Below are 20,402 nucleotides of genomic sequence, written 5' to 3' on the forward strand. Positions count from 1 at the left end.
ACGAATTTTTCCTGTTATTTGTCACAAGTTTTACACATTTACATCACGCTTCCAAAAGGAGAGCCAAGCCGTTCCAACAAAGAAAACAAAATGTGCCCCCACAATAAACACTGAAAACAGCGGGCTCATTCCATCAAAAAGAGGCGGTCCTTGAAAGCTGTACTGTGTAAATTTCGTATTAACAAACAGCAAATACTTCCACAATCCACCCTCAAATATCGGGAATATATTCATGAATGCGACCCAAAATTTTGCCGTATATAACACAACAAATGATGTGACAAGAGCAAAAACGCTATTTCTAAATAAACTCGAGCACATAAAGGCAAAGCTCGCCATCATGACAACCTCCAGCCATTGGCAACCGACCACTGCAAATGTTTGTTGAAGTAATCGGCTATCGTTTGAATATAATTGCGTATCAAAAAAGATAAAGCCAAAGAGAAAAGATAGCGCATAATACACAATAAACGAGTACGTGACTATCAACACAAGGGTCACATACTTGGATAGAAAGATATGAAGCCTTGTTTTAGGTCGAATCAATAGGAATTTAATCGTCCCTTTTTGAAACTCTGTCGATATGAGTGTGGCTCCAACAACGATCGCTAACACCTGTAAAACAAACATGACATGAGTAGATGTGGCGAAATAATCGACAAATGTGTCTGGTGTATCTTGATATGAAGTGAAGTCACTCACAATGATGGCCACCACCAATTGATACATAGCGATCAACCCGAGGGCGATGATGGTCATCTTTTGACTAATGAACTTTTTATGCTCATTCTTGATGAGTTGAAACATCTTTTGTCCCGCCTTCCGTCCATTTCATAAATGTCTCTTCGATCGATTGCTTTTGGCGCGTCATTTCAAACACTTCAAATCCTGCCAAAACGAGCTGCTTGTTGAGCTCTGGTACACGATCTCTGTTTATTTGAAGCAAAATGTGCTGTTCATTCTGTTCATATGTATAGCCCTCGGCTTGAAGCCATGACGTTGCCTTTTCGATCGGCTGAATATCCAATACATACTGATCTTGTCCATCCGTCTCTCCGATGTTCGCGTTTGCTTTGATCTGACCTTTTTGAATAATGATCATGCGATCACATAATTCTTCTACCTCATGGAGAAGATGTGTGGCCAATAAAACGGATGTCCCTTCTTCCTGTACAAGCATGCGTAAATGCTCTCGAAAATCCATCAATCCTGCTGGGTCGAGTCCATTCGTCGGCTCATCTAAAATAAGCAAGTTCGGTCGATGTAAAATGGCTTGTGCAATGCCCAGCCGTTGTTTCATCCCTAACGAGTACTGACCGACCTTTTGATGAATGGCATGTTCGAGTCGAACCCTTTGAATGACTTCATCAATGCGTTCTGCAGTGACCCCTTTGTGCATCGCTGCATATAGCTTCAGATTTTCATAGCCTGTTAAATACGAATAGAATTCTGGATTTTCGATAATGGCGCCGACAGATGACATCGCTTGTTGAAAATCAGCATCTTGTGAATATCCATTGATGGTGATCTGTCCCTTGTTTTTTTTCATCAAACCTACAATCAATCTGATCAATGTGGTTTTTCCAGATCCATTCGGCCCAAGCAAGCCGACAACTTCCCCTTGCTTGATCTCCATTGAAATATCCTGCAAAATCATACGTCCATTTATTTTTTTATCGACTTTCTCTATTTTAAGAACGGTTGATGGCAATGTGATTCCTCCTTCTCTTGTAACCTAGAGCGACAATGACAGCCGCTCACCCTTTCAAAGTATATCATGCAAGACAAGCGACTCCATCAAAAAAAGGGCTAATCAATTAGCCCTTTTTCTCATGACATTGAGACGTCAGATGAGGATATATTCTTTTCATGTTTCTTTTCAGTTTCTGCGACAATGACCGCACAAGCCGCATCTCCTGTAATGTTCACAACAGTTCTTGCCATATCTAACAAACGGTCTATTCCGAGGATGAGCGCGATACCCTCAACAGGAAGGTTCACAGAGTTCAATACCATTGCTAGCATGATCAAGCCTACTCCTGGAACTCCAGCCGTACCGATACTCGCTAAGACAGCTGTTAATACGACCGTAATGATTTGGACAAGTGTTAGTTCAATGCCATACACTTGTGCAATAAAAATGGCCGCAACACCTTGCATGATAGCCGTACCATCCATGTTAATGGTGGCGCCAAGTGGCTGAACAAAGCTCGAAATTGATTCTGGCACCTTCAATCGTTTCTGTGCTGTTTCCATTGATACCGGAAGAACAGCGTTACTGCTCGATGTACTAAAGGCGACAACCATTGCTGGTGAGAACCCTTTGAAAAATGCCATTGGATTTTGTTTACCTAATAGGGCGACAGTCGACCCATATGTTAGGAAGAAATGCAGCACAAGTCCGATCAACACGACCGAGAAATATAGCCCCATGGCTTTCATTGCGTCTAATCCTTGACTGCCAATCGCCGTAGCGATCAAACCAAATGTTCCATATGGTGCGAACTTCATCACGACGCCGACAAGGTACATCATTAAATCGTTTCCTTGTTCAAGTAGTTTGAGCAAACCCTCTGTTTTTTTGCCAAGCATGGCGATACCGAGCCCCAAGAATATACAAAAGACGATGATTTGAAGCATGTCTCCTTCAACTAAAGACTGGACTGGATTGGTAGGAATAATGTTGAGAAGTGTATCAGCTATGGATGGTGCTTCCTCCGCGGAATAATCAGCTGCTTTTGTATCAAAATTGCCGAATGTACCGGGTTTGATAAGTAGCGCCAATGAAATGCCAATGATGATGGCGAACGTAGTAGTGGTTAGAAAATAAGTAATGGTCTTCGCTCCGATTCTGCCAAGTTTTTTCGGATCACCAAGGCCTGCAACACCAAGTGTGATAGAAAAGAACACGATCGGAACAACTAACATCTTAATTAGGTTTAAGAAAATTTGACCTAGAGGTGTGAATAGATACGGATCTAACCATTTGAATGCATTTGGAGCAAAGATGTTGAGCATAAGACCCGTGATTGCACCTAAGATGAGTGCAATGATAATTTTTGTTGCCAGCTTCAATAAAATCTCCCCTTTCTCATCGAAAAGACCCACGAGAGAGTTCTCTCGTGGGTCTACGTGTGCATACTGTACCACTGTTTACTCTCTTCACGCTGATGAGGTTAGCTGACGGGTTAGGACGAAGAGTTGTCCTTTCTTCTCATAAAGAGAAAAATTCACCCCAAAAAAATGGGTCCCCCATTCCTTTAGAAGGATTAAGCGTGTGGTCATATGATATTTTCATACCATTTATACCTTATTTTTAAACAATTGTAAACAGGTTCATTTGACCTTATTAGTTACTTTCTTCCTTATTCGTGACTTCAAGGATATCTAAAATAAACACGAAGATTGGGATACCAATAATGAGCCCCCAAATCCCAATATAGTGTTCAGAGAAAATCAACACAATAAACGTGAAGAAAATAGGGAGTTCCGTTTTAGCTGACATGAGTTTCGGATTTAAGAAATAAGCCTCGATTGCATGGATGATCACGATGACCAACACAATATAAAAGACATACATGCCGCCCCCAAGGGTGTATGCAATAATACTCAATGGGATGAGTGAGATGACCACACCTGCGACAGGTATTAAACCTAGGAAGAACACCATCACCGCTAATCCAAATAACTGCGGAAATCCCATGATGCCAAGAGCAATGGTCGTTAACACACAGTTCACGGCTGCAATGATAAACTGGGCTTCTAGCACCTTCCCAAATGTTCTTGAGAATTTACGTCCAAAGAAGGCAACTTCATGATAAAACACGGAGATTTTACTCGTTTTGAACTTATGCATAAATTGAATGAGGCGTTCCTTTTCGAGCAGAAAGAACATGCTGAGTATGACAGACATGATGACCTGGATACTGAACGCACTGAAATCTGTTAAGTATGTATAGAGAAAATTAAATCCTTTCTCAAAATAGGCGGAAATCTTGAAATCTCCAAATACGTTCGTGATGACGTCGAAGAAGGGCAAATCTTGTGGATGATCGGCAATATTCTTTCCAAAATGAAACAGTTGCTCCACCTGTTTGACGATGATGGGGACAAGCACAAAACCACCAAACGTCAGCCCGCCCGCTAGAAGAATGTACAAAATGGTAATCACCGATTTTTGCCCTATTTTTAGGAATCGATTCAAAAAAGTTCTTGTCACTTGCTCTAAGCGATTCATTAAAAAGGTGAAAATGAAGGTCAGGAGAATTAAATTCATCATGCCTCTGAGTAGATATAAAGCTGTGGCTAATACAACAAATACTGAAAACCGCTTCACGCCGGGTTTTTCAAATAATTTTAAAAATGCCTCCATTACGTTACACACCTGCCAGGACTAAAGTCTATTTTTCTTCCAATCTCATATCCATTATATCGGATCTTTCTGTAAATTATATAATAAAAGGGCAATGTGGTCTTACAATTCGGTCTTTTTTTTATCAAGTGTTTATGTTTTTTTCTTATAGACATAAAAAAACCGACCCCCATGTCGTACATAAGGTTCGGTTTTGCATTGTAGGTATGTTACACAGCCTGTTTCATATGACGCATTTCCTGAAGCGCAGTTTTACTTTTTGCTTCATCAAATTCGCCTTCACTTTTCGCTACAACAATTGTTGCAATTCCATTTCCAATCAGGTTTGTAATGGCTCTTCCTTCACTCATGAATCGATCCACACCAAGCAGCAAGGCAAGCCCTTCGAGCGGAATCACTTGCAGTGCAGCAAGCGTAGATGCCAGCACGATAAATCCGCTTCCTGTCACTCCTGCTGCTCCTTTCGATGTGAGCATGAGGACGAGAATAATCGTGATCTGCTGTCCGATTGACAAATCAACCCCAAAGACTTGTGCTAGGAATACCACAGCCATTGATAAGTAAATCGAGGTGCCGTCTAAGTTAAAGGAATACCCCGTTGGAATCACAAGCCCTACAACAGACTTAGAACAGCCATAGCGCTCCATTTTATCCATCATTCTCGGGAGGACAGATTCCGAAGAACTTGTGCCAAGAACAATTAAAATTTCATCTTTGATAAAACGAAGATAGCTTAATAGGCTAAATCCATATAATTTACAAATGATATTCAAGACCACGAAGATAAATAAAAACATGGTCAGATAAACAGAAAGCATGAGCGACGCCAGTGGTTTAATGGACGCCAATCCAAAATGTCCGATTGTATACGCCATTGCGCCAAATGCACCTAGTGGCGCTGCACGCATGATATATCCAATGATTTTGAAAAAGACAAGCGATAGCTTATCAAGCCATTCGATGATCCCTTTCCCCTTTTCACCTAGTGCCGCAAGGGCGACCCCAAATAAGATAGAGAAGAATAAGACCTGTAAAATATCTCCCTTTGCAAAGGCATCTACCATATTAGATGGCACAATGTGTGTAACAAATTCCATCCAGTCGATACCCTGTCCCCCGTTTTGGGTATACTCTGAGACGTCCCCTTTTTCTAGCTTACTATAGTCAAGACCAGCACCTGGCTTCATCAAGTTCACAACCATAAGACCAATGACCAGAGCAAGTGTCGTGACGACTTCAAAATAAATAAATGCTTTTCCCCCAACTTTTCCAACCTTTTTCATGTCGCCCATTTTGGCGATACCAAGGACAATGGTTAAGAAAATAATTGGTGCGATGACCATTTTAACAGCATTGATAAATGTGTCACCAAGCGGTTTCATTTCCTTCCCGACGTTTGGCCATACCATCCCGACGATGACCCCGATAATGACAGCTGCCACGACCTGAAATGTCAGGTTCTTGAAAAGCCTTTTCATAAAAAACACTCCCTCACCCTTTGATGTAAACGCTTAACCGCTATCTGTAGCTAAATCATAGCGAGTTCATCAAAGGGTGTGAAGCTTATGAACATATCGAACATTTTGGTCTTTTTGGTCTTTAGTGAGACTGAACAATATATTTATTCACAGGCCGTCCAATCCCGCCATATTGCATATCCAATTTAAGCTCTCGTTCTTTCACAAGAAAATCTAAATATCGGCGTGCGGTGACACGGGCGATGCCAAGTGCATTGGCTACTTCTTCCGCAGACTGCGCCCCGTTTTGCAGGCGCATATATGCTTTAATTTCGTTCATCGTATGCACATTGAGCCCTTTAGGAAGCCATGAATCTTCTTGCTTCACCGCAGGCTTCCGAATGATATCATCGAGCATCTCTTGAGAAAATTCTTCCGCAGTGCGAATCTTCGTTTTATACGCTTTAAAGCTTTCAAGTGATTCTTTCATTCGTTCAAATTTGAACGGCTTGATGATATAATCCCGTGCGCCATTTTGAAGCATGATCCCGATGGTTTCTTTATCCTTTGCTGCCGAAATGACGATCACATCGACCTGAATCTTTTGTTTTCTGATCTCTTGCAGTGTTTTGATGCCATCTTTTTTTGGCATATAAACATCTAGTACAACGAGATCTGGACGTATTTCTTTGATCAGTTGGATGCCCTGTTCACCATTCCCTGCCACTGCCACGACTTGAAAGCCTTGTACGCTCGTAATAAATTCTTTATTCACTTCTTGTACCATCGGATCATCCTCAATTAATAGCACCTTGATCTGAGTCATTTATCTCGCTCCTCTATTGTCATTGGGAATTCGATTGAGAAGGTGGTACCCATGCCGATGCTTGATGTGACTTCTACAGTTCCCATCCCTTTGTCGATTATCGTTTTTACAATATACAGACCGTAGCCTGTTCCCCCTTCTTTGCCATAGGTAAAGCCTTTTTCAAAAATATGAGGAATCACTTCCTCTTCTATACCAGACCCCTCATCTTCAATCAAAATCGCTAGAACATCGTCGCTTTGATCAATACTAATGAACATGTGTTTTGAATCGTTTTCTACCGAATCAAAAGCAGCAAAGGCATTCTCGATGAGGTTACCTAGAAGCTTCGTGATGTCGTGCTGATCTAGTCGCTCTGGAAACTCGCGCAGGCGACTATTTTCATCTACTTCAACCTTTATCCCAAGCTCTTTCCCCCTTCGGATCTTGCTCATTAAAAGGCCAGCGACCGCATCATGCTGAATCACACGGTGAAGGAAGTCTGTGACATGTTCCTGTTCTTCAGTCGTTTGAAACGCAAGATCCAAGGCTTGATCCGCTTTTCCTAGCTGAATCAGTCCTGCAATGGTATGAAGCTTATTCATATGTTCATGGTTCTGCACCCGTAAGCCGTCTACAAAATTCTTGACCCCTGTTAGTTCCTCTGCTAACTTAGCCGCCTCTGTCCGGTCCTGGAAAATAGCGACCGCTCCGATGATTTTCTTTTTCATGACAATTGGAATCCGGTTACTCACAATCCGCTTTCCGCTCATCTGAATCTCTTCATTATAGACAGGTTCTGCACGGTCAATGATTTCAGGTAATCTCGTATCGGACAAAACACCCCATATATTCCGGCCGATCACATCACCTGTCACCCCAAAAATTTGCTTCGCTTTTTCATTAAAAATCGTAATCATATGCTGATTGTCAATGGCAATGACCCCTTCGTTGATTGAGTGAAAGGTGGCCGTACGTTCCTCTAGCATTCTCACAATCTCATGCGGCTCCAATTTAAACATTTGCTGTTTAATATGACGAGCGAGTAAGAAAGAACCAACGAGCCCGAAGCTCAGAGTCATGATGACAATCATGATGATATCGCGCTTCATTCCTCCTAATATATCAGCCATACTTGGCAATGTTCTCCCTACAAGCACGACCCCCGTTTGCTTAAACTTCTCATCCTTTACCGGATAAAAAGCCCTAATCGCAGTTCCTAACTCTCCTTGTGCTTCTGAGAAATAAATATGCTCTGCAAAAGCAGGTTCCTCATCCGTCCCTTCAGATCGCTGCCCAATTCTGGCTTTGACCGGGTGCGTTAATCTGATGTGTTCCATATCCATGACCACAATGTAATCTGCGTCTTGAATAATGCGAATCTCTTCGATCGCACGTTGTAATTGAGCCCGATCCTTCGTCTGATCAACTAATGCCTGTTTCACCTCATTCATTTCCGCCACTGTTCTCGCTGTGTTCATCAGCCTTTTTCGAAGCTCTCGTTCCTCTGTTTGCTGTATTCCTCCAACAAGAACAATTCCCCCAATCAGAAGGGCGAAAATGACAACGAAATAGGTCAGGATGGTGAGCTTCCACCGAATAGAGAGTTGGTGTATGTTGAATTGATCTCTTCTCATTTTTTTCACCTGTATCTTTACGAATTCTTCCTTTGTCAAGTATGCTTGACAGAAGGGGGATGTAACGCATGAAGAATTTACTAGCCTATTCACTATTGCTTATCATCGGTTTTGTAACCGCTTTATACTTTGGTTTTTATCATATGATGCCGAAATCAACAACCATATATGATGATGAACAGGCTGGACTGAAGGATCAGCTTGTGTTCAAGTTCAGCCATGTCGTGGCAGACAATACACCGAAAGGACTGGCCGCCAAGAAATTTGCTGAACTGGTACAAGAGAAATCAGATGGCCGGATCACCATTCAAATTTTTTCAAATGGGAGCCTTTACTCCGATATTGAAGAGATTAATGCACTAAAGGAGAATCAAGTACAATTTATCGCACCGTCTACCTCAAAGCTGGGCATGCTATCACCTGAATGGCTAGCGCTTGATCTTCCATTTGCTTTTTCTAATTATGATGCAGTTCAAGACGGCCTGCATGGTGACATTGGACAGAGATTGTTTGGGACGTTGCAAAAAGACGGATTAAAAGGAATGGCTTATTGGACAAATGGCTTTAAGCAAATTACGACGAATAAAGGACCGATCAAACAGCCCAGTGATTTAAAAAATCAATCTCTCCGCATTATGCAAAGTGATATGATTGAAAAACAATTCAGACTTCTTGGCGCAAAGCCTTATCAAGAATCGTTCAACTCGACGTTTCAACTGTTAGAAACGAAACAGGTAGATGGTGAAGAAAATACAATTTCAAATATTTATTCAAAAAAATTCTATCATATACAAGACTATATGACGATCAGTAATCACGGGTATTTAGGATATGTTGTCTTAATGGATCAATCATTCTTTGATCGCCAAACACCTGAAACAAAAAGAATTTTACTAGAGGCCATGGAGGAAACAACTGCTTGGAACGAAAAACATGCGGAACAAATGAATGAAGACCAGCTAGAAGAAATTAAACATCAATCTTCTATTGCGATACATGAATTAACACAAGCAGATAGGCAGCAATGGGTAGCGGCGCTCGAACCGATTTATGATGAAGCCGAAAAAACCATCAGTGCCACCTTGATGAAACAAATTCGCGAGCTTCGGGCACGTTACGAACACTCTCCCACCCATGCTTTTCAAGAAAATGAATCATCCAAATAAAAAAATCCCTTTTCACTAGGGATTTTTCTTATTTATGCTCTAGATTGTGCCTGTTCTTCTTGATCGAGTTCTTCAAGTCTTGTGAGGATTCTACGCTTTCGATATTGCATGATGCCTGTTTCTGCAATCCCCTTTAGCTGTGAACGGTTGGATACCGCACCAAACAAAATACCTGCAATAGGGACAAGCTGAAAGAGCTTCTTCCACCCAAAGGAGTCTCTGTAGTTATAGACCACTTCACGCCATCCTTGAATTTGAGAAATCATGTTTTCATGCTTTCCTTCAGAGGCGTGGTAGCTCTTGAGTTCCTTTAAGATCGACTTTTTTCCGACCACATCAGCTGAGTTCAGCTGTAAACATTTGATGATAAATACCCGTTCTTCTTTGTTTTTAGGATCGTAGCCATATGTGACCGCAATGTCTTGTAACGTTTTCAATGATAGTCCCAGCACAGCGGGAATATCTGCCGCTAGTGTAAGCATTCCGCCAACACCTGTGGTCGCACCTTGTACAGTGGCAAGGTTCGCTCTGTTCTTCCCCATGTGTTCACTAATCGTGTCCATTACTTCAATCGGGGCTTTTTGAATGTCTGCTATACGCTGAATGGACTCATTCGCACATTTCTTCTGAAATTGATGAATGATGCCTTTTTCCGAAGTTAAGTAGGCACCCCCAGATTGAATGTAATGACCCATTTCATCTAGTAAAACACCGATTTTCTTTTGGATAAAGGCAGGAGTCATCTTGTCCAACATTTGAAATGGCAACCGGCTGAGCTTCTCCCAAAACCACACTTTTTGCTGTTCTTTTTCCCATTTTTCAATCTCAATTAATTGTGCTTTTAGCCACGCTCTTTCCTCCATGCCTTCTTCCTCCTTATGATGCCGAACGTTATTTCTGTTATTATACACAATTCTTGTCTTTCATACGTATCGGAACATTGAATCGGTTCCGATAGGTTTCAATCTTTTCCAAAACGGTTAATGATTAATAAATAATCAAAGGAGGAATGATCAACATGTTAGGATTTTTGATTTCATTAATCGTTGCGATTGTCATTGGTCTCATTGGGAGTGCACTTGCCGGTGGTAGTGTGCCAGGAGGATGGATTGGGTCAATGATTGCCGGGCTTGCAGGTGCTTGGATCGGTCATGGATTACTTGGAACGTGGGGTCCTAGCCTTGCAGGGTTTGCGATCATTCCAGCCATATTAGGAGCTGCCATTTTTGTGATTATCTTAAGCCTAATCTTCCGCAGTGTTGGATCAAGGGTTTCTTAAAAACCGATAGAGGGAGCAGTAGGGACACCGTCTGAAATGGCGGTGTTTTTTAATCGGTTTTGTTTCGATATGATTGTGACTTTTTGTAAAAGGCAATGATTGTATTGTCTTGTTATGGTAAAATTTCCTCTGAGAGGATGTGTTCATATGTTTTTTTATCAAGATCAAGATGTGACCTTACGGCTTCTTGAGCCTAGAGACGCAAAGAGTCTATTCTTACTCATCCAACAATCGAGACAACATTTACGAGAATGGATGCTTTGGGTGGATTCAACGCAAACGGAAGAAGACAGTATGGCATTCATCCAAGGTGCCATGCAGCAAGCATTGCAGAACAATGGGTTTCAAGCTGGTATTTGGTTCCGTGGTGAGCTTGTTGGTGTCATTGGCACTCATCAGATTCAGTGGGTCAATCGAACCGTTTCCATTGGCTACTGGCTTGGTGAAGGCTACCAAGGCAGAGGGATTATGACAAAAGCGTGCAAAGCGCTCGTTCATTATTTATTTGCGGAGTGCGGGCTTCATCGCATTGAGATTAGAGCGGCTGTCGATAATAACAAAAGTAGACGAATCGCAGAACGATTATCATTTTCTCTTGAAGGCATTTTAAGACAATGCGAGTGGCTTGGTGACCGATTTGCCGACCATTGTGTCTATGCATTATTACAACCTGAATATATGAAACATCAAGCTCTCCATATGAATCACCCACATTAATTGTGTCGATTGAATGAACGTTTTACAAAGTGAAGTTTTTAGGTACACGTTCAGATCGGCATCTGTTAAAATAGAAGGAAAAAATCGAGGTATGTTATATGTCTCTTCTTATTTTATTTTACTTATGGATTGTCCCTTTATTATTTGGCATTTTCTTTTCATTTCTTACAAAGAAAGCCACATACAAGCGCCGCTTTGTCCCATCCTATTGTATGGCAGGGCTTAGCATCGCTTTTCTTATTTTGGCATTTGTCTTTTCTGCCAGCCATTTTCTCTTTATTTGCGGGCTATTCTTGTTTGCCACGACACTTGTCGGCACAGGTATCCCACTGTTCATGGCTTTTGGCAAAACACAATCTTAAACGAAACCCACCTTTTTTTCATGAAAAGGTGGGTTTTTGTTTTTATGAGACTCGCTACTCTAAGCCATAGTAATCACAAACGACATAACCTACTGCCTTCGCGGCCACAATCAGGGCATCTTCATCTATATCAAATTTCGGATGATGGTTAAAGTACGGTTTGTCGATTCCTTTTGGCGTAGCACCAATGTAAAAAAAGCAACCAGGGATTTTTTCTAAATAATAGGCAAAATCTTCAGATGGTGACATCATTGGATATTCAGCGACCTTTTTAATATCTGGATCATTTGCAGCTTCAAGGCTTGCTCTGACTCTCTCAGTGATTTCAGGGTCATTGTATAGAGGGGGATAATCAGACGTATATGTCAGGTCACACTTTACGCCAAATTCAGCTTCAACCCCTTGAACTATTCGGCGAACTTCATCTTCAATCGCCTGTTTGGTTTCATTGTTCATATACCGAATGTCACCTTCAAGTTCTACTCGGTCTTTAATCACATTAAAGGTCCCTTTCCCATCAAAAGAACCGATGGTGATGACGCCCATATGAAATGGGTTTAAGCGACGACTAATGACAGTTTGAATCGCTGTGACGAAATGAGCTCCTGCCACAATGGCATCATTGGCTAAATGCGGGGAGGAGCCATGTCCGCCAATTCCTTGAATACCTAATTTTAAATATGAGCGACCGGCCATTGAAAAGCCGCTATGATATCCGACTGTACCAGCTGGGTCCGTCGGAAGTAAATGAATGCCGAAAATATGCTCAAGGCTATCGAGTGCTCCTGATTCTAGGATACTCTTTGCCCCTCCAGGTGGTACTTCTTCCGCATGTTGATGGATGATTTTGATCTCCCCAGGGATCTCATCTTTTAATTGAATGAGACAATCAGCGAGGACTAATAAATAAGCAGTATGTCCATCATGGGCGCAAGCGTGCATCACGCCTTCATTTTTAGATTTAAAAGGAAGGTCTGTTTCTTCAATAATGGGAAGCGCATCAAAGTCGGCACGAAGCCCAATGGTCTTCCCTGGTTTTCCCCCTTTAATTGTCACGATAATCCCGTACCCGTTGCCTACATTTGTTTCAATTTCGACATCCTTACCCTTGTAGAAATCGATAATATATTGGGCTGTTTTTTCTTCTTTAAAGGATAATTCAGGATGTTCATGTAAGTAACGGCGTATTTCTATGATTTCCTCTTTTCGGTCTTCTAGCATTTTGATGAGTTGGCTTTTCATGCACTGACCTTCCTTTCTGAATGTTTCAGTTCTCGTTGTCTAAGTAAGGTTTATCCCTAAAACAAACGGCAAAATTCATAATTGGTGAATGCCTTAAGTGGCAGGTGATTGTGTAGGTTCTGATGTATCTTCCGGTGTTTTTCTTCCTGGAATAAACATGAGAATGGATATGAGGGAGAGAACAGCAAAGATAACATTCGTGATAATTCCCGCAGTAGCTGCCACCTCTAGACTCCATATCGATTGGATCGCTCCATATACTGCTGCTGATATGGCCACACCAAACGAACCACCTAAAGAACTCGCCATTTTATAAAGACCTGAAGCTTCTCCAACTTTATTAGCGGGTGCACTTGAAACCGCCGTATCTGTGGAAGGAGTGGCATACATCCCGAGGCCGATTCCAAAAATCGCATATCCTACAAAAACGACGATGGTATAGAGAGCACCTGGTAAAAACGTCAATCCCATGACAGCGACACCAATTGTGGTCAAAATGGCACCCCAGACCATCGGTATTTTTGCCCCTGTTCGCTGTAAAATTTTCTCGCCCACTCGAATCATCGCCAATACAGCCACTAAATATCCTAGAGAGAGCATACCCGTTTGAAATTCTGTAAAACCACGACCGACTTGCACATAAGTATTAGCAATGACGAGTGTTCCCGCTACCGCATTCAATAGAAAGTTAGAAATGGTTGAACCTGTATACGGTTTGTTTTTTAACAAACTGAAGTCAATCAAGGCATGCTCTTTTTTCTTTTCTACTTTGATAAAAATAATAATCCCTACAAGGAAAATGGCCGTCAGTGCGATTGTGAATAGACTTGTCCAGCCAAACTCTCCACCTCTTGTAATAACAAGATTTAAAGCCACCATCGTCACAATAAAAATGCCTAATCCAACAAAATCAAATTTAAAAGAGCCCGAATCTTCACTTTTGCTTTCAGGCGTATCCTTTATTAACCACATGGCAAGGAGGCTAAAGATAATGGAAAACACAAAAATCCATTTCCACCCCATATAGGTGGCGATTGCCCCTCCAGCAAATGAACAAACCCCAGATCCACCCCAAGACCCGATCGACCAGTAACTTAAGGCGCGCTGACGCTCAGCCCCCTCAAAGTACTCTTTCATTAAGGCAATCGTTGCAGGCATAATACACGCCGCTGAAAGACCTTGGATGACACGCCCGACGATTAATAAAATAGCACCATTGGCTAAAATCAAGCAGAGAGAACCGATGACACTTAAGACCAAGCCAAGATAGGTGATTTTCTTACGCCCGACTTTATCAGCGACGCCTCCCGCCGCCACAATAAAGATGCCAGAAAATAAAGCGGTTAAACTGATGGCTACATTCAGTATCCCTAACGAAATACCTAAATCCTTCTGTACTGCCGGAACAATGTTAACCATTGATTGGGCAAACAACCAAAACGTCAGGACCCCAAACACAATTCCGATGATCATTTTATCTGTGCCCTTATAAGCAGTCTCCATATTGAACCTCCAATTGATTATTTTCTTTTCAAAAACCTACTATTAATATTTGGTAAAAGGTGAATTCTATTCATAAAATTAGATTCCCCATGAATTCTTATTGTTTGATATTAAAATGGGGAGAAATGAGAGCGTTACGTCACAGATCTTTCTTGATGAAACAAAAAAGCCAGCTCCTTCAATAGGAACTGACTTTTTGACTTCATCACTGCACCCTACATAGACAGATAAGTGGATGACATTATTGTTTAGGCATTCTGTATGTCACAGATGCATCTTGACTCCCTTCAAGTGCCTTCACAATATCCTGCAAAATCTCTGCTGCCCGATCTTGTGAATCATACTTCCCAAGCACTTTGCTCCAATCCATCGAATCACTTCCCATGTTGCCCTCCACTTTTTTCCCCTTCACTGTCACTTCATTGACATGAATCAAGCTTTGTTGATCTTGTGTGAAAATCCAAAGCATGTGATACTCCCCTTTTTATGTGATTGGATTATTTTAACACAGGGCTTTTGGTACTGTGAAGACTAAGGCGATGATTTGTAGATGAGTAAAAATGAAATGTTTATGAATCCCCAATCAATCCTGGCGAAATCTGTTCAACCCTCGCCCAATCAAATAAGGTTTCAATTTGCATTTGATTTTTACAGTTTATTTTTAACAATGCCCCATTCTCTGTTGTGCTAATTTCAAAATGGTCAATTAAGTTATTAACCCCTAAGTGTCTAATCGCCAAATCACTTACACCAATAAATGAAAATTCAACATAGACAACATCAAAGTCTCCCCAACGTTTAGGTTTGTTTTTCACAGTAGCTTTTGTCATGAGACGTATAAATAAGCTAGGACCATCTCTGTTTAAATCAACATTCATAATTTCTGCATCTTCAAAACGCGGCATCCCTCCAAAAATTTGATTCATCGCTTGTGGATTCATAATTTTTTCTTCTTTTATCATTTAGAATACTCCTCATTTTGGGTTATGTATTGTTTAGTTTTTAGCTTACTACTTTCTCCATCGATTCAGGCCCCTTCTCGTTACAGAAATTAAAGCCCTTGTAACATTTACACACTTATTGCGGGTCACGTGTTCGTAACATACATCTGTTAAAATGTCTTTATGGTGACTTCAAATAAATAGTGTCTTACATTGTAAAAACTACCACAGTCTATAAAATTGTAACACTTAATACGCTTATAATATTATGCGTGTACCAGCTTATTTCTACGCCAAATATAAAAAAGCACTCGTTGCCATAATTGACAATCAAGTGCTTTAATTTCATATGTTTTTCAAGTAGATCTTAGCTTGATTTTATATTATATTTTTCTATAAAAAACTGCAGTTCAATTGGATCTAACACTAGAACTGCACTTCATATTAGGCATTTTATTGTAAAAATGTTCTTAGGATCTTATTTTTGTAACTTTAAACTAGCAATTAACTCATCTAAACTATCCGAAATCCCTTCAAACGAACCTCGTTCAAAATCCTCCAATTCAACCTTACCACTTACATTATCTACGACAACTATCAAACCGTTCCCCTCTACACCTATTGGAGTCTTATCAACATTATTGTGATTATTTTTATATCCTCCTAAATTACCCTCGAATGAATCCAATTCAATATTTGGTAATACAGGTTCTAGCCTAATATAATGTTTGCCAATAAATCCATCTAAATCAGCAAACCAGTAAGAATTAAAATAATCATCAATTGAAGGGTGCAGTTTAAGTTTAAATCTTTCCTCAATCGTCGTTAATTCATTCTTACTATTTTTTTCAATAGGTTTCCATGAAATCTCTTCTTCATCATCCATTTCACCCTGATATATAAATGAATCAACTTCTTCGTTATACTCCGTTTTAAATAAAAACTCTAACCCTTTATCAAAATATTCTTTTCTTAAATTAAAATATTTGCTCATAGCATCCTTCATTACCAAAATAATCACCCTTACTTTTCTAGAAATTTTTCTAATAGTTCAGCATATTTTTGGTCATTTCCCCAAACTCCTGCGCTTTTCTCAACATTATGAATCCCTCCTAAGCCTGGATGTAGCTTTGAGGGTACTGCCACAGCTTGACCTCCACCACCAATGTGATGATGTATTAGAGTGTCATTATATAATTCTTTTAAATCATATTAGGGAAAATGTTTTCTAAACGTTGGATTGTTTATAGGTGAGAATCCTAATTCTAATTTTTGTTTATTTGACCTATTAAAAGCTTGTGGATACTTCTCTAACATCTCTTTCCAATAAAAATCTTTATCGCGTAACCAACCCTCTGCATTGGTGTTTTTTTGGCCTTTACCAACATAGGGCATCTCGACAGTTAGCCGAGGATCCGCAGTATATTTAGCTTCTAGCTTACCTATATCAGCACCACGATATGTTCTAATAGGATCATTAATATCACCTATCTTCTTAACCGATTCACCCGTACTCTTAACCCCCATCTTACCATGAAACCCTTTCGCCCCAAGCGGCAAAAGCATTCCAAGCGCTGCATTCATACTGGCTTCCTGTTGTTCCTTAGAGATCTTATTCCCAAACATATCTCTTCCAGTAATTGCTTCGCTGAATCCGTTCGCGGCTGTGATACCATATAATCCTTTTTGCGCTGTTTTAAGTGCATCGAAGGATTTTTGTGATGTCTTGTAAATATCCACTGCGCTGACTGCGGCTGATGTGGCTTGAGACGTTTTATAAATCGCTTTTCCACCTTTGAAAATGCGCCCAGCCCAGCCGACAACTGGGATGTAGCCTGCGGCGACACGCTGACCTGAGGTGAGCTGTTCACCCGTGATCGGGTCAACGCCTGTTGCCGCTCGTTGTGCGTCGTTTACGCCTGTCAGTTCATTGACAATATTCCGCCTAAATCTGCTTGTGTTGAACACCACTACAAAATCAACTTTGACAGACGAAAAGTGAACCAACACCTCCTGTAAAATCAGCTGTCAATTTCTAATCTTCATTTAGTTGAGCGCCACTTTGGCAATTCCACCACAATCATTTTACGTATCACCAATGAATCAAAGAATATATAGTTACAAAACAGGTACATCATAGTGGTATATAACCATAATAAACTTGTTCAAGTAGCCGAATAAGCAATATTAGAGTACGTGCATGCATCTAACGTACAACCGAAATGGTGAAATCTATATATATGAATTGACTTACTCAGTACTGGGTAGCAATGAGTCTGTGAAAGATATTGTAAAATAAAAAAACCTTGAAAGGCGTAAAACCATTCAAGGTATCTTTTATTATCTTTCTTTAATCCGTTAGCAATTCCAAGTAATATTTATCGTTTTCTTCTATCTTTCTCAAAAATTCCTCAAGAGAAGTCGCAATTTGAATATCATAATAGTATACTGCGCTTCTATTATTTTCATTCAATTCTATTGACATTAAAGCTGATTCGTTGCCTTCAAAAAATATTAGTTTGTTATTCTCAAATTCATCATAGATTTCTATGTCAGGATAAAACTCAAAATCATTTACTCTTAATCGAAAATCCCTTACTGAATACGGGTCCATAATACGATTAATATTAAACTCCGTACCTTTAATAAATCCGTAGCCAACCTCTAAGTAAAAATTAACTAACTCCTTTGGAAATTTTAAATCGAGTTCCTTCTCAACCTCTTTTATTTCGTTTTCAGTCACTGGATAAAAACTATTTTCTTGGTTTACCTTCATAAATTCATAGCTCATTATTTTTTACCTCCTTTAAATAGTGTACTTGCTGGTGAACCATTTCCATGAAACCAGCTCGATGCTCATTTGGGGATTTTGCAGGATGCCTATTCCATCCTTTGTTTACTTCTTTAAGCTTTCTTTTGATAGTATGCTTGGCACTTACAGAACGGATCGTTTGGAAAATAAAGCGTGTAGCGCCCGATTCTCCTGTGTTTTCTGTTCCCTTCCTTTATTAAACTGGCCCATGGCTGACTAATCGTGCCAATTTGTTGGCATTTGCAAAACGGCGTACATCACCTATTTCTGCAATTAAAACCGAAGCTGTAAAATTATTTTACGTCTGGCATCGTGTCTAATTGTAAATCGAGTAAACTCATTATACTTTCAAGTAACACATTTCCGCATGTACAATTCATAGCTATACACCCTACTATAAATTTCCTTTTTCACTTTATATTTCTGCAGGATTATTCTCTAGATATTTAACAGCGTAATTTGTTACTTCTAAAGCAGAAATTAAATTTAAATTTCTACCAACAAACAGCGTATTCCAGTTGCAATCAAAACCATTTTTTTATTATTTCAATTTTATACATTTCTCTATTTCCCCCACTGATTTATTTTTCCTGTAACTTTTCCACCAGGTATAAATGTTCTATGGGTTACTGTGTTAGTAGTAGGATCTACCACCCATTCAAACACGCCATCTTTTGTTTCGAATATAGAAACAAAATTGTTAAGGATAGACGCCGCCCCCAATAAAAAAGCGGACACCAGATAAGGCACTTATTGTGCTCATTAATTAGCGTCCGCAGGTTCTTTTTAAATCACTTAACTATAATATTATTTCCACCAGTTAGATGTAATATATTTTAATTGGGATTCTATAAAATCAATCACTTTGTTATAGTCATCAGAAGTGAACTCATGAATAGGATTTTCCCAATCTTTATTCTTAACAATTAGAACAAGGTAATTACCATCAGGAGATAAATCAGGATTCCAACCTAAATCCAATGTAATTGATGATTTCTCATGATAAATTTGCAACAAACTTTCAGTGAACATAAACCATCTATCATCATCTGAATCTAATTTTTTAGGGTCTATTTCCCAAAAATTGTTATAACGCATATCCCAACCTTCTGTTATTCTTAATGGATGAATGTTTACTTCAGGGACATCAAGCTTTACATATTTTTTCATATTTTTACCTCTTTAGCGATTTTCTAGTTATTTAAGATTTAATTTATTTAAATATTTATTTAATCGATCTCCTGCAATCGGATGGCCATGATACACATTCCCACTCGTAAGTTCACCTCTAATCCAATTAGTAGGTTTTCCATTATCATAACCAACGATTTTACCTGTATCATAAATGAAATAGTAGTTATTATTACCATTATCAATGATATGTCCTTTGTGAAGTGCTTCTTTCTCTATAGACTTATTGTTGACATCAGGTAGATATTGAGCGTTTCTTTTCCCTGTCTCACTAAAACGTTTAGCTTCTTCAACAGTTCTAGCCTTTAAATGTTTATTATCATGATGATAATAAATTGCATTGTTTATCTTTGTTCTAAAATCCTTTCTTCCATAATAACTATCATGAGCTATTTCATCATGTCTTTTTGAGATGTTTGGAGTTACTCCCATCTTACCATGAAACCCTTTCACCCCAAACGGCAAAAGCATTCCTAGCGCCGCATCCATACTCGCTTGCTGCTGTTCCTTAGAGATCTTATTCCCAAACATATCTCTACCAATAATTGCTTCACTGAATCCGTTCGCGGCTGTGATACCATATAATCCTTTTTGCGCTGTTTTAAGTGCATCAAAGGATTTTTGAGATGTCTTATAAATATCCACTGCGTTGACTGCGGTGGATGTGGCTTTAGACGTTTTGTAAATCGCTTTTCCACCTTTAAAAATGCGCCCCGCCCAGCCGACAACTGGGATGTAGCCTGCCGCTGCCATGCCGCCTGCAGCGACTCGTTGACCTGAGGTGAGCTGTTCACCCGTGATCGGGTCAACGCCTGTTGCGGCTCGTTGTGCGTCGTTTACGCCTGTCAGTTCATTCACGAGCATTCCGCCATAATCAAGTGCTTTTTCATGCCAAGGGCGGTTGGCGAGGGCTTCTTG

Annotated in this window: 21 protein-coding genes, 3 pseudogenes and 1 riboswitch; of the genes and pseudogenes, 4 read left to right on the plus strand and 20 right to left on the minus strand. The window is 40.1% G+C overall.

Annotated elements, in window-relative coordinates:
* Positions 1 to 30: 30 nt before the first annotated feature.
* The 7 genes from AB1K80_RS15755 to AB1K80_RS15785 form a co-directional block, all read right to left on the minus strand.
* Entirely contained in the window at positions 31 to 807 is a 777-nt protein-coding gene (locus tag AB1K80_RS15755) for an ABC transporter permease (protein ID WP_412857770.1), read from the minus strand.
* Positions 785 to 1,711: an ABC transporter ATP-binding protein gene (locus tag AB1K80_RS15760; RefSeq protein WP_412857771.1), complete on the minus strand. Its 927-nt coding sequence runs from the start codon at positions 1,709 to 1,711 to the stop codon at positions 785 to 787. The genes AB1K80_RS15755 and AB1K80_RS15760 overlap by 23 nt, the downstream gene beginning before the upstream one ends.
* A gap of 119 nt (positions 1,712 to 1,830) precedes the next feature.
* The gene (locus tag AB1K80_RS15765) at positions 1,831 to 3,075 is read right to left on the minus strand and encodes a dicarboxylate/amino acid:cation symporter (RefSeq protein WP_412857773.1); all 1,245 of its coding nucleotides are present in this window, start codon (positions 3,073 to 3,075) and stop codon (positions 1,831 to 1,833) included.
* A 76-nt stretch (positions 3,076 to 3,151) separates the two neighbouring features.
* Positions 3,152 to 3,286, minus strand: a riboswitch (cyclic di-AMP (ydaO/yuaA leader).
* A gap of 63 nt (positions 3,287 to 3,349) precedes the next feature.
* On the minus strand, positions 3,350 to 4,372 hold the full coding sequence (locus AB1K80_RS15770) for an AI-2E family transporter (RefSeq protein WP_412857775.1): 1,023 nt from the start codon (positions 4,370 to 4,372) through the stop codon (positions 3,350 to 3,352).
* Between the two features lie 209 nt (positions 4,373 to 4,581).
* The gene (dctP, locus tag AB1K80_RS15775) at positions 4,582 to 5,850 is read right to left on the minus strand and encodes a C4-dicarboxylate transporter DctP (protein ID WP_412857776.1); all 1,269 of its coding nucleotides are present in this window, start codon (positions 5,848 to 5,850) and stop codon (positions 4,582 to 4,584) included.
* Between the two features lie 121 nt (positions 5,851 to 5,971).
* On the minus strand, positions 5,972 to 6,655 hold the full coding sequence (locus AB1K80_RS15780) for a response regulator (RefSeq protein WP_412857777.1): 684 nt from the start codon (positions 6,653 to 6,655) through the stop codon (positions 5,972 to 5,974).
* The gene (locus tag AB1K80_RS15785; protein ID WP_412857779.1) at positions 6,652 to 8,271 is read right to left on the minus strand and encodes an ATP-binding protein; all 1,620 of its coding nucleotides are present in this window, start codon (positions 8,269 to 8,271) and stop codon (positions 6,652 to 6,654) included. The genes AB1K80_RS15780 and AB1K80_RS15785 overlap by 4 nt, the downstream gene beginning before the upstream one ends.
* Positions 8,272 to 8,339: 68 nt before the next feature.
* Between AB1K80_RS15785 and AB1K80_RS15790 the strand changes: the two genes are divergently transcribed.
* Positions 8,340 to 9,437, plus strand: coding sequence for a TRAP transporter substrate-binding protein (locus AB1K80_RS15790; RefSeq protein ID WP_412857780.1), 1,098 nt, complete (start codon positions 8,340 to 8,342; stop codon positions 9,435 to 9,437).
* Positions 9,438 to 9,469: 32 nt separating this feature from the next.
* On the opposite strand, the gene AB1K80_RS15795 is transcribed toward AB1K80_RS15790, so the two are convergent.
* Entirely contained in the window at positions 9,470 to 10,300 is an 831-nt protein-coding gene (locus AB1K80_RS15795; protein ID WP_412857781.1) for an EcsC family protein, read from the minus strand.
* Between the two features lie 155 nt (positions 10,301 to 10,455).
* On the opposite strand from AB1K80_RS15795, the gene AB1K80_RS15800 reads away from it, so the two are divergent.
* The 3 genes from AB1K80_RS15800 to AB1K80_RS15810 all read left to right on the plus strand — a co-directional run bounded on the left by AB1K80_RS15800 (position 10,456) and on the right by AB1K80_RS15810 (position 11,795).
* On the plus strand, positions 10,456 to 10,716 hold the full coding sequence (locus AB1K80_RS15800; protein WP_412857782.1) for a GlsB/YeaQ/YmgE family stress response membrane protein: 261 nt from the start codon (positions 10,456 to 10,458) through the stop codon (positions 10,714 to 10,716).
* A 147-nt stretch (positions 10,717 to 10,863) separates the two neighbouring features.
* On the plus strand, positions 10,864 to 11,433 hold the full coding sequence (locus AB1K80_RS15805) for a GNAT family N-acetyltransferase (protein ID WP_412857783.1): 570 nt from the start codon (positions 10,864 to 10,866) through the stop codon (positions 11,431 to 11,433).
* Positions 11,434 to 11,531: 98 nt separating this feature from the next.
* Positions 11,532 to 11,795 (plus strand): response regulator, encoded by a 264-nt coding sequence (locus tag AB1K80_RS15810; RefSeq protein ID WP_412857785.1) that lies wholly within the window; start codon positions 11,532 to 11,534, stop codon positions 11,793 to 11,795.
* 54 nt (positions 11,796 to 11,849) lie between these two features.
* Here AB1K80_RS15810 and AB1K80_RS15815 read toward each other — a convergent pair whose 3' ends face one another.
* The 12 genes and pseudogenes from AB1K80_RS15815 to AB1K80_RS15870 form a co-directional block, all read right to left on the minus strand.
* Positions 11,850 to 13,037: an amidohydrolase gene (locus AB1K80_RS15815; protein WP_412857786.1), complete on the minus strand. Its 1,188-nt coding sequence runs from the start codon at positions 13,035 to 13,037 to the stop codon at positions 11,850 to 11,852.
* Positions 13,038 to 13,130: 93 nt separating this feature from the next.
* On the minus strand, positions 13,131 to 14,540 hold the full coding sequence (locus AB1K80_RS15820) for an MFS transporter (RefSeq protein WP_412857788.1): 1,410 nt from the start codon (positions 14,538 to 14,540) through the stop codon (positions 13,131 to 13,133).
* A 241-nt stretch (positions 14,541 to 14,781) separates the two neighbouring features.
* Positions 14,782 to 15,009 (minus strand): hypothetical protein, encoded by a 228-nt coding sequence (locus tag AB1K80_RS15825; RefSeq protein ID WP_412857789.1) that lies wholly within the window; start codon positions 15,007 to 15,009, stop codon positions 14,782 to 14,784.
* 100 nt (positions 15,010 to 15,109) lie between these two features.
* Positions 15,110 to 15,502, minus strand: coding sequence for an immunity 50 family protein (locus tag AB1K80_RS15830; protein WP_412857791.1), 393 nt, complete (start codon positions 15,500 to 15,502; stop codon positions 15,110 to 15,112).
* A 457-nt stretch (positions 15,503 to 15,959) separates the two neighbouring features.
* Positions 15,960 to 16,475, minus strand: coding sequence for a SecY-interacting protein Syd (locus tag AB1K80_RS15835; protein ID WP_412857796.1), 516 nt, complete (start codon positions 16,473 to 16,475; stop codon positions 15,960 to 15,962).
* Positions 16,476 to 16,504: 29 nt separating this feature from the next.
* Positions 16,505 to 17,008 (minus strand): annotated as a pseudogene (locus tag AB1K80_RS15840) (hypothetical protein).
* Positions 16,991 to 17,422 (minus strand): annotated as a pseudogene (locus tag AB1K80_RS15845) (pre-toxin TG domain-containing protein); the annotation flags it as partial. The pseudogenes AB1K80_RS15840 and AB1K80_RS15845, both read right to left, overlap by 18 nt.
* A 409-nt stretch (positions 17,423 to 17,831) precedes the next feature.
* Complete coding sequence (locus AB1K80_RS15850) at positions 17,832 to 18,272, minus strand: SMI1/KNR4 family protein (protein WP_412857792.1); 441 nt, start codon at positions 18,270 to 18,272, stop codon at positions 17,832 to 17,834.
* Positions 18,272 to 18,369: pseudogene (locus tag AB1K80_RS15855) on the minus strand (hypothetical protein); the annotation flags it as partial. The gene AB1K80_RS15850 and the pseudogene AB1K80_RS15855, both read right to left, overlap by 1 nt.
* Positions 18,370 to 18,489: 120 nt before the next feature.
* Positions 18,490 to 18,567 carry a hypothetical protein gene (locus AB1K80_RS15860; RefSeq protein WP_412857797.1) on the minus strand — a complete coding sequence of 26 codons (78 nt, stop codon included), beginning with the start codon at positions 18,565 to 18,567 and terminating at the stop codon, positions 18,490 to 18,492.
* 533 nt (positions 18,568 to 19,100) lie between these two features.
* Positions 19,101 to 19,463, minus strand: coding sequence for a hypothetical protein (locus tag AB1K80_RS15865; protein ID WP_412857793.1), 363 nt, complete (start codon positions 19,461 to 19,463; stop codon positions 19,101 to 19,103).
* A gap of 27 nt (positions 19,464 to 19,490) precedes the next feature.
* A partial coding sequence (locus tag AB1K80_RS15870) for a pre-toxin TG domain-containing protein (RefSeq protein ID WP_412857794.1) occupies positions 19,491 to 20,402 on the minus strand: 912 nt, incomplete at its 5' end.

This window comes from Bacillus sp. 179-C3.3 HS, assembly GCF_047229225.1.
Taxonomy (GTDB): Bacteria; Bacillota; Bacilli; order Bacillales; family Bacillaceae; genus Bacillus.

Excerpts from the sequence above, each read along its gene's own strand:
- AB1K80_RS15825 (WP_412857789.1), bottom strand. The coding sequence starts at position 15,009 with ATGCTTTGGATTTTCACACAAGATCAACAAAGCTTGATTCATGTCAAT.
- AB1K80_RS15805 (WP_412857783.1), top strand. The coding sequence starts at position 10,864 with ATGTTTTTTTATCAAGATCAAGATGTGACCTTACGGCTTCTTGAGCCT.
- AB1K80_RS15790 (WP_412857780.1), top strand. The coding sequence starts at position 8,340 with ATGAAGAATTTACTAGCCTATTCACTATTGCTTATCATCGGTTTTGTA.
- AB1K80_RS15770 (WP_412857775.1), bottom strand. The coding sequence starts at position 4,372 with ATGGAGGCATTTTTAAAATTATTTGAAAAACCCGGCGTGAAGCGGTTT.
- AB1K80_RS15850 (WP_412857792.1), bottom strand. The coding sequence starts at position 18,272 with ATGAGCTATGAATTTATGAAGGTAAACCAAGAAAATAGTTTTTATCCA.
- AB1K80_RS15815 (WP_412857786.1), bottom strand. The coding sequence starts at position 13,037 with ATGAAAAGCCAACTCATCAAAATGCTAGAAGACCGAAAAGAGGAAATC.
- AB1K80_RS15755 (WP_412857770.1), bottom strand. The coding sequence starts at position 807 with ATGTTTCAACTCATCAAGAATGAGCATAAAAAGTTCATTAGTCAAAAG.
- AB1K80_RS15810 (WP_412857785.1), top strand. The coding sequence starts at position 11,532 with ATGTCTCTTCTTATTTTATTTTACTTATGGATTGTCCCTTTATTATTT.
- AB1K80_RS15800 (WP_412857782.1), top strand. The coding sequence starts at position 10,456 with ATGTTAGGATTTTTGATTTCATTAATCGTTGCGATTGTCATTGGTCTC.
- AB1K80_RS15785 (WP_412857779.1), bottom strand. The coding sequence starts at position 8,271 with ATGAGAAGAGATCAATTCAACATACACCAACTCTCTATTCGGTGGAAG.
- AB1K80_RS15780 (WP_412857777.1), bottom strand. The coding sequence starts at position 6,655 with ATGACTCAGATCAAGGTGCTATTAATTGAGGATGATCCGATGGTACAA.
- AB1K80_RS15865 (WP_412857793.1), bottom strand. The coding sequence starts at position 19,463 with ATGAAAAAATATGTAAAGCTTGATGTCCCTGAAGTAAACATTCATCCA.
- AB1K80_RS15835 (WP_412857796.1), bottom strand. The coding sequence starts at position 16,475 with ATGAGCAAATATTTTAATTTAAGAAAAGAATATTTTGATAAAGGGTTA.
- dctP (WP_412857776.1), bottom strand. The coding sequence starts at position 5,850 with ATGAAAAGGCTTTTCAAGAACCTGACATTTCAGGTCGTGGCAGCTGTC.
- AB1K80_RS15830 (WP_412857791.1), bottom strand. The coding sequence starts at position 15,502 with ATGATAAAAGAAGAAAAAATTATGAATCCACAAGCGATGAATCAAATT.
- AB1K80_RS15820 (WP_412857788.1), bottom strand. The coding sequence starts at position 14,540 with ATGGAGACTGCTTATAAGGGCACAGATAAAATGATCATCGGAATTGTG.
- AB1K80_RS15795 (WP_412857781.1), bottom strand. The coding sequence starts at position 10,300 with ATGGAGGAAAGAGCGTGGCTAAAAGCACAATTAATTGAGATTGAAAAA.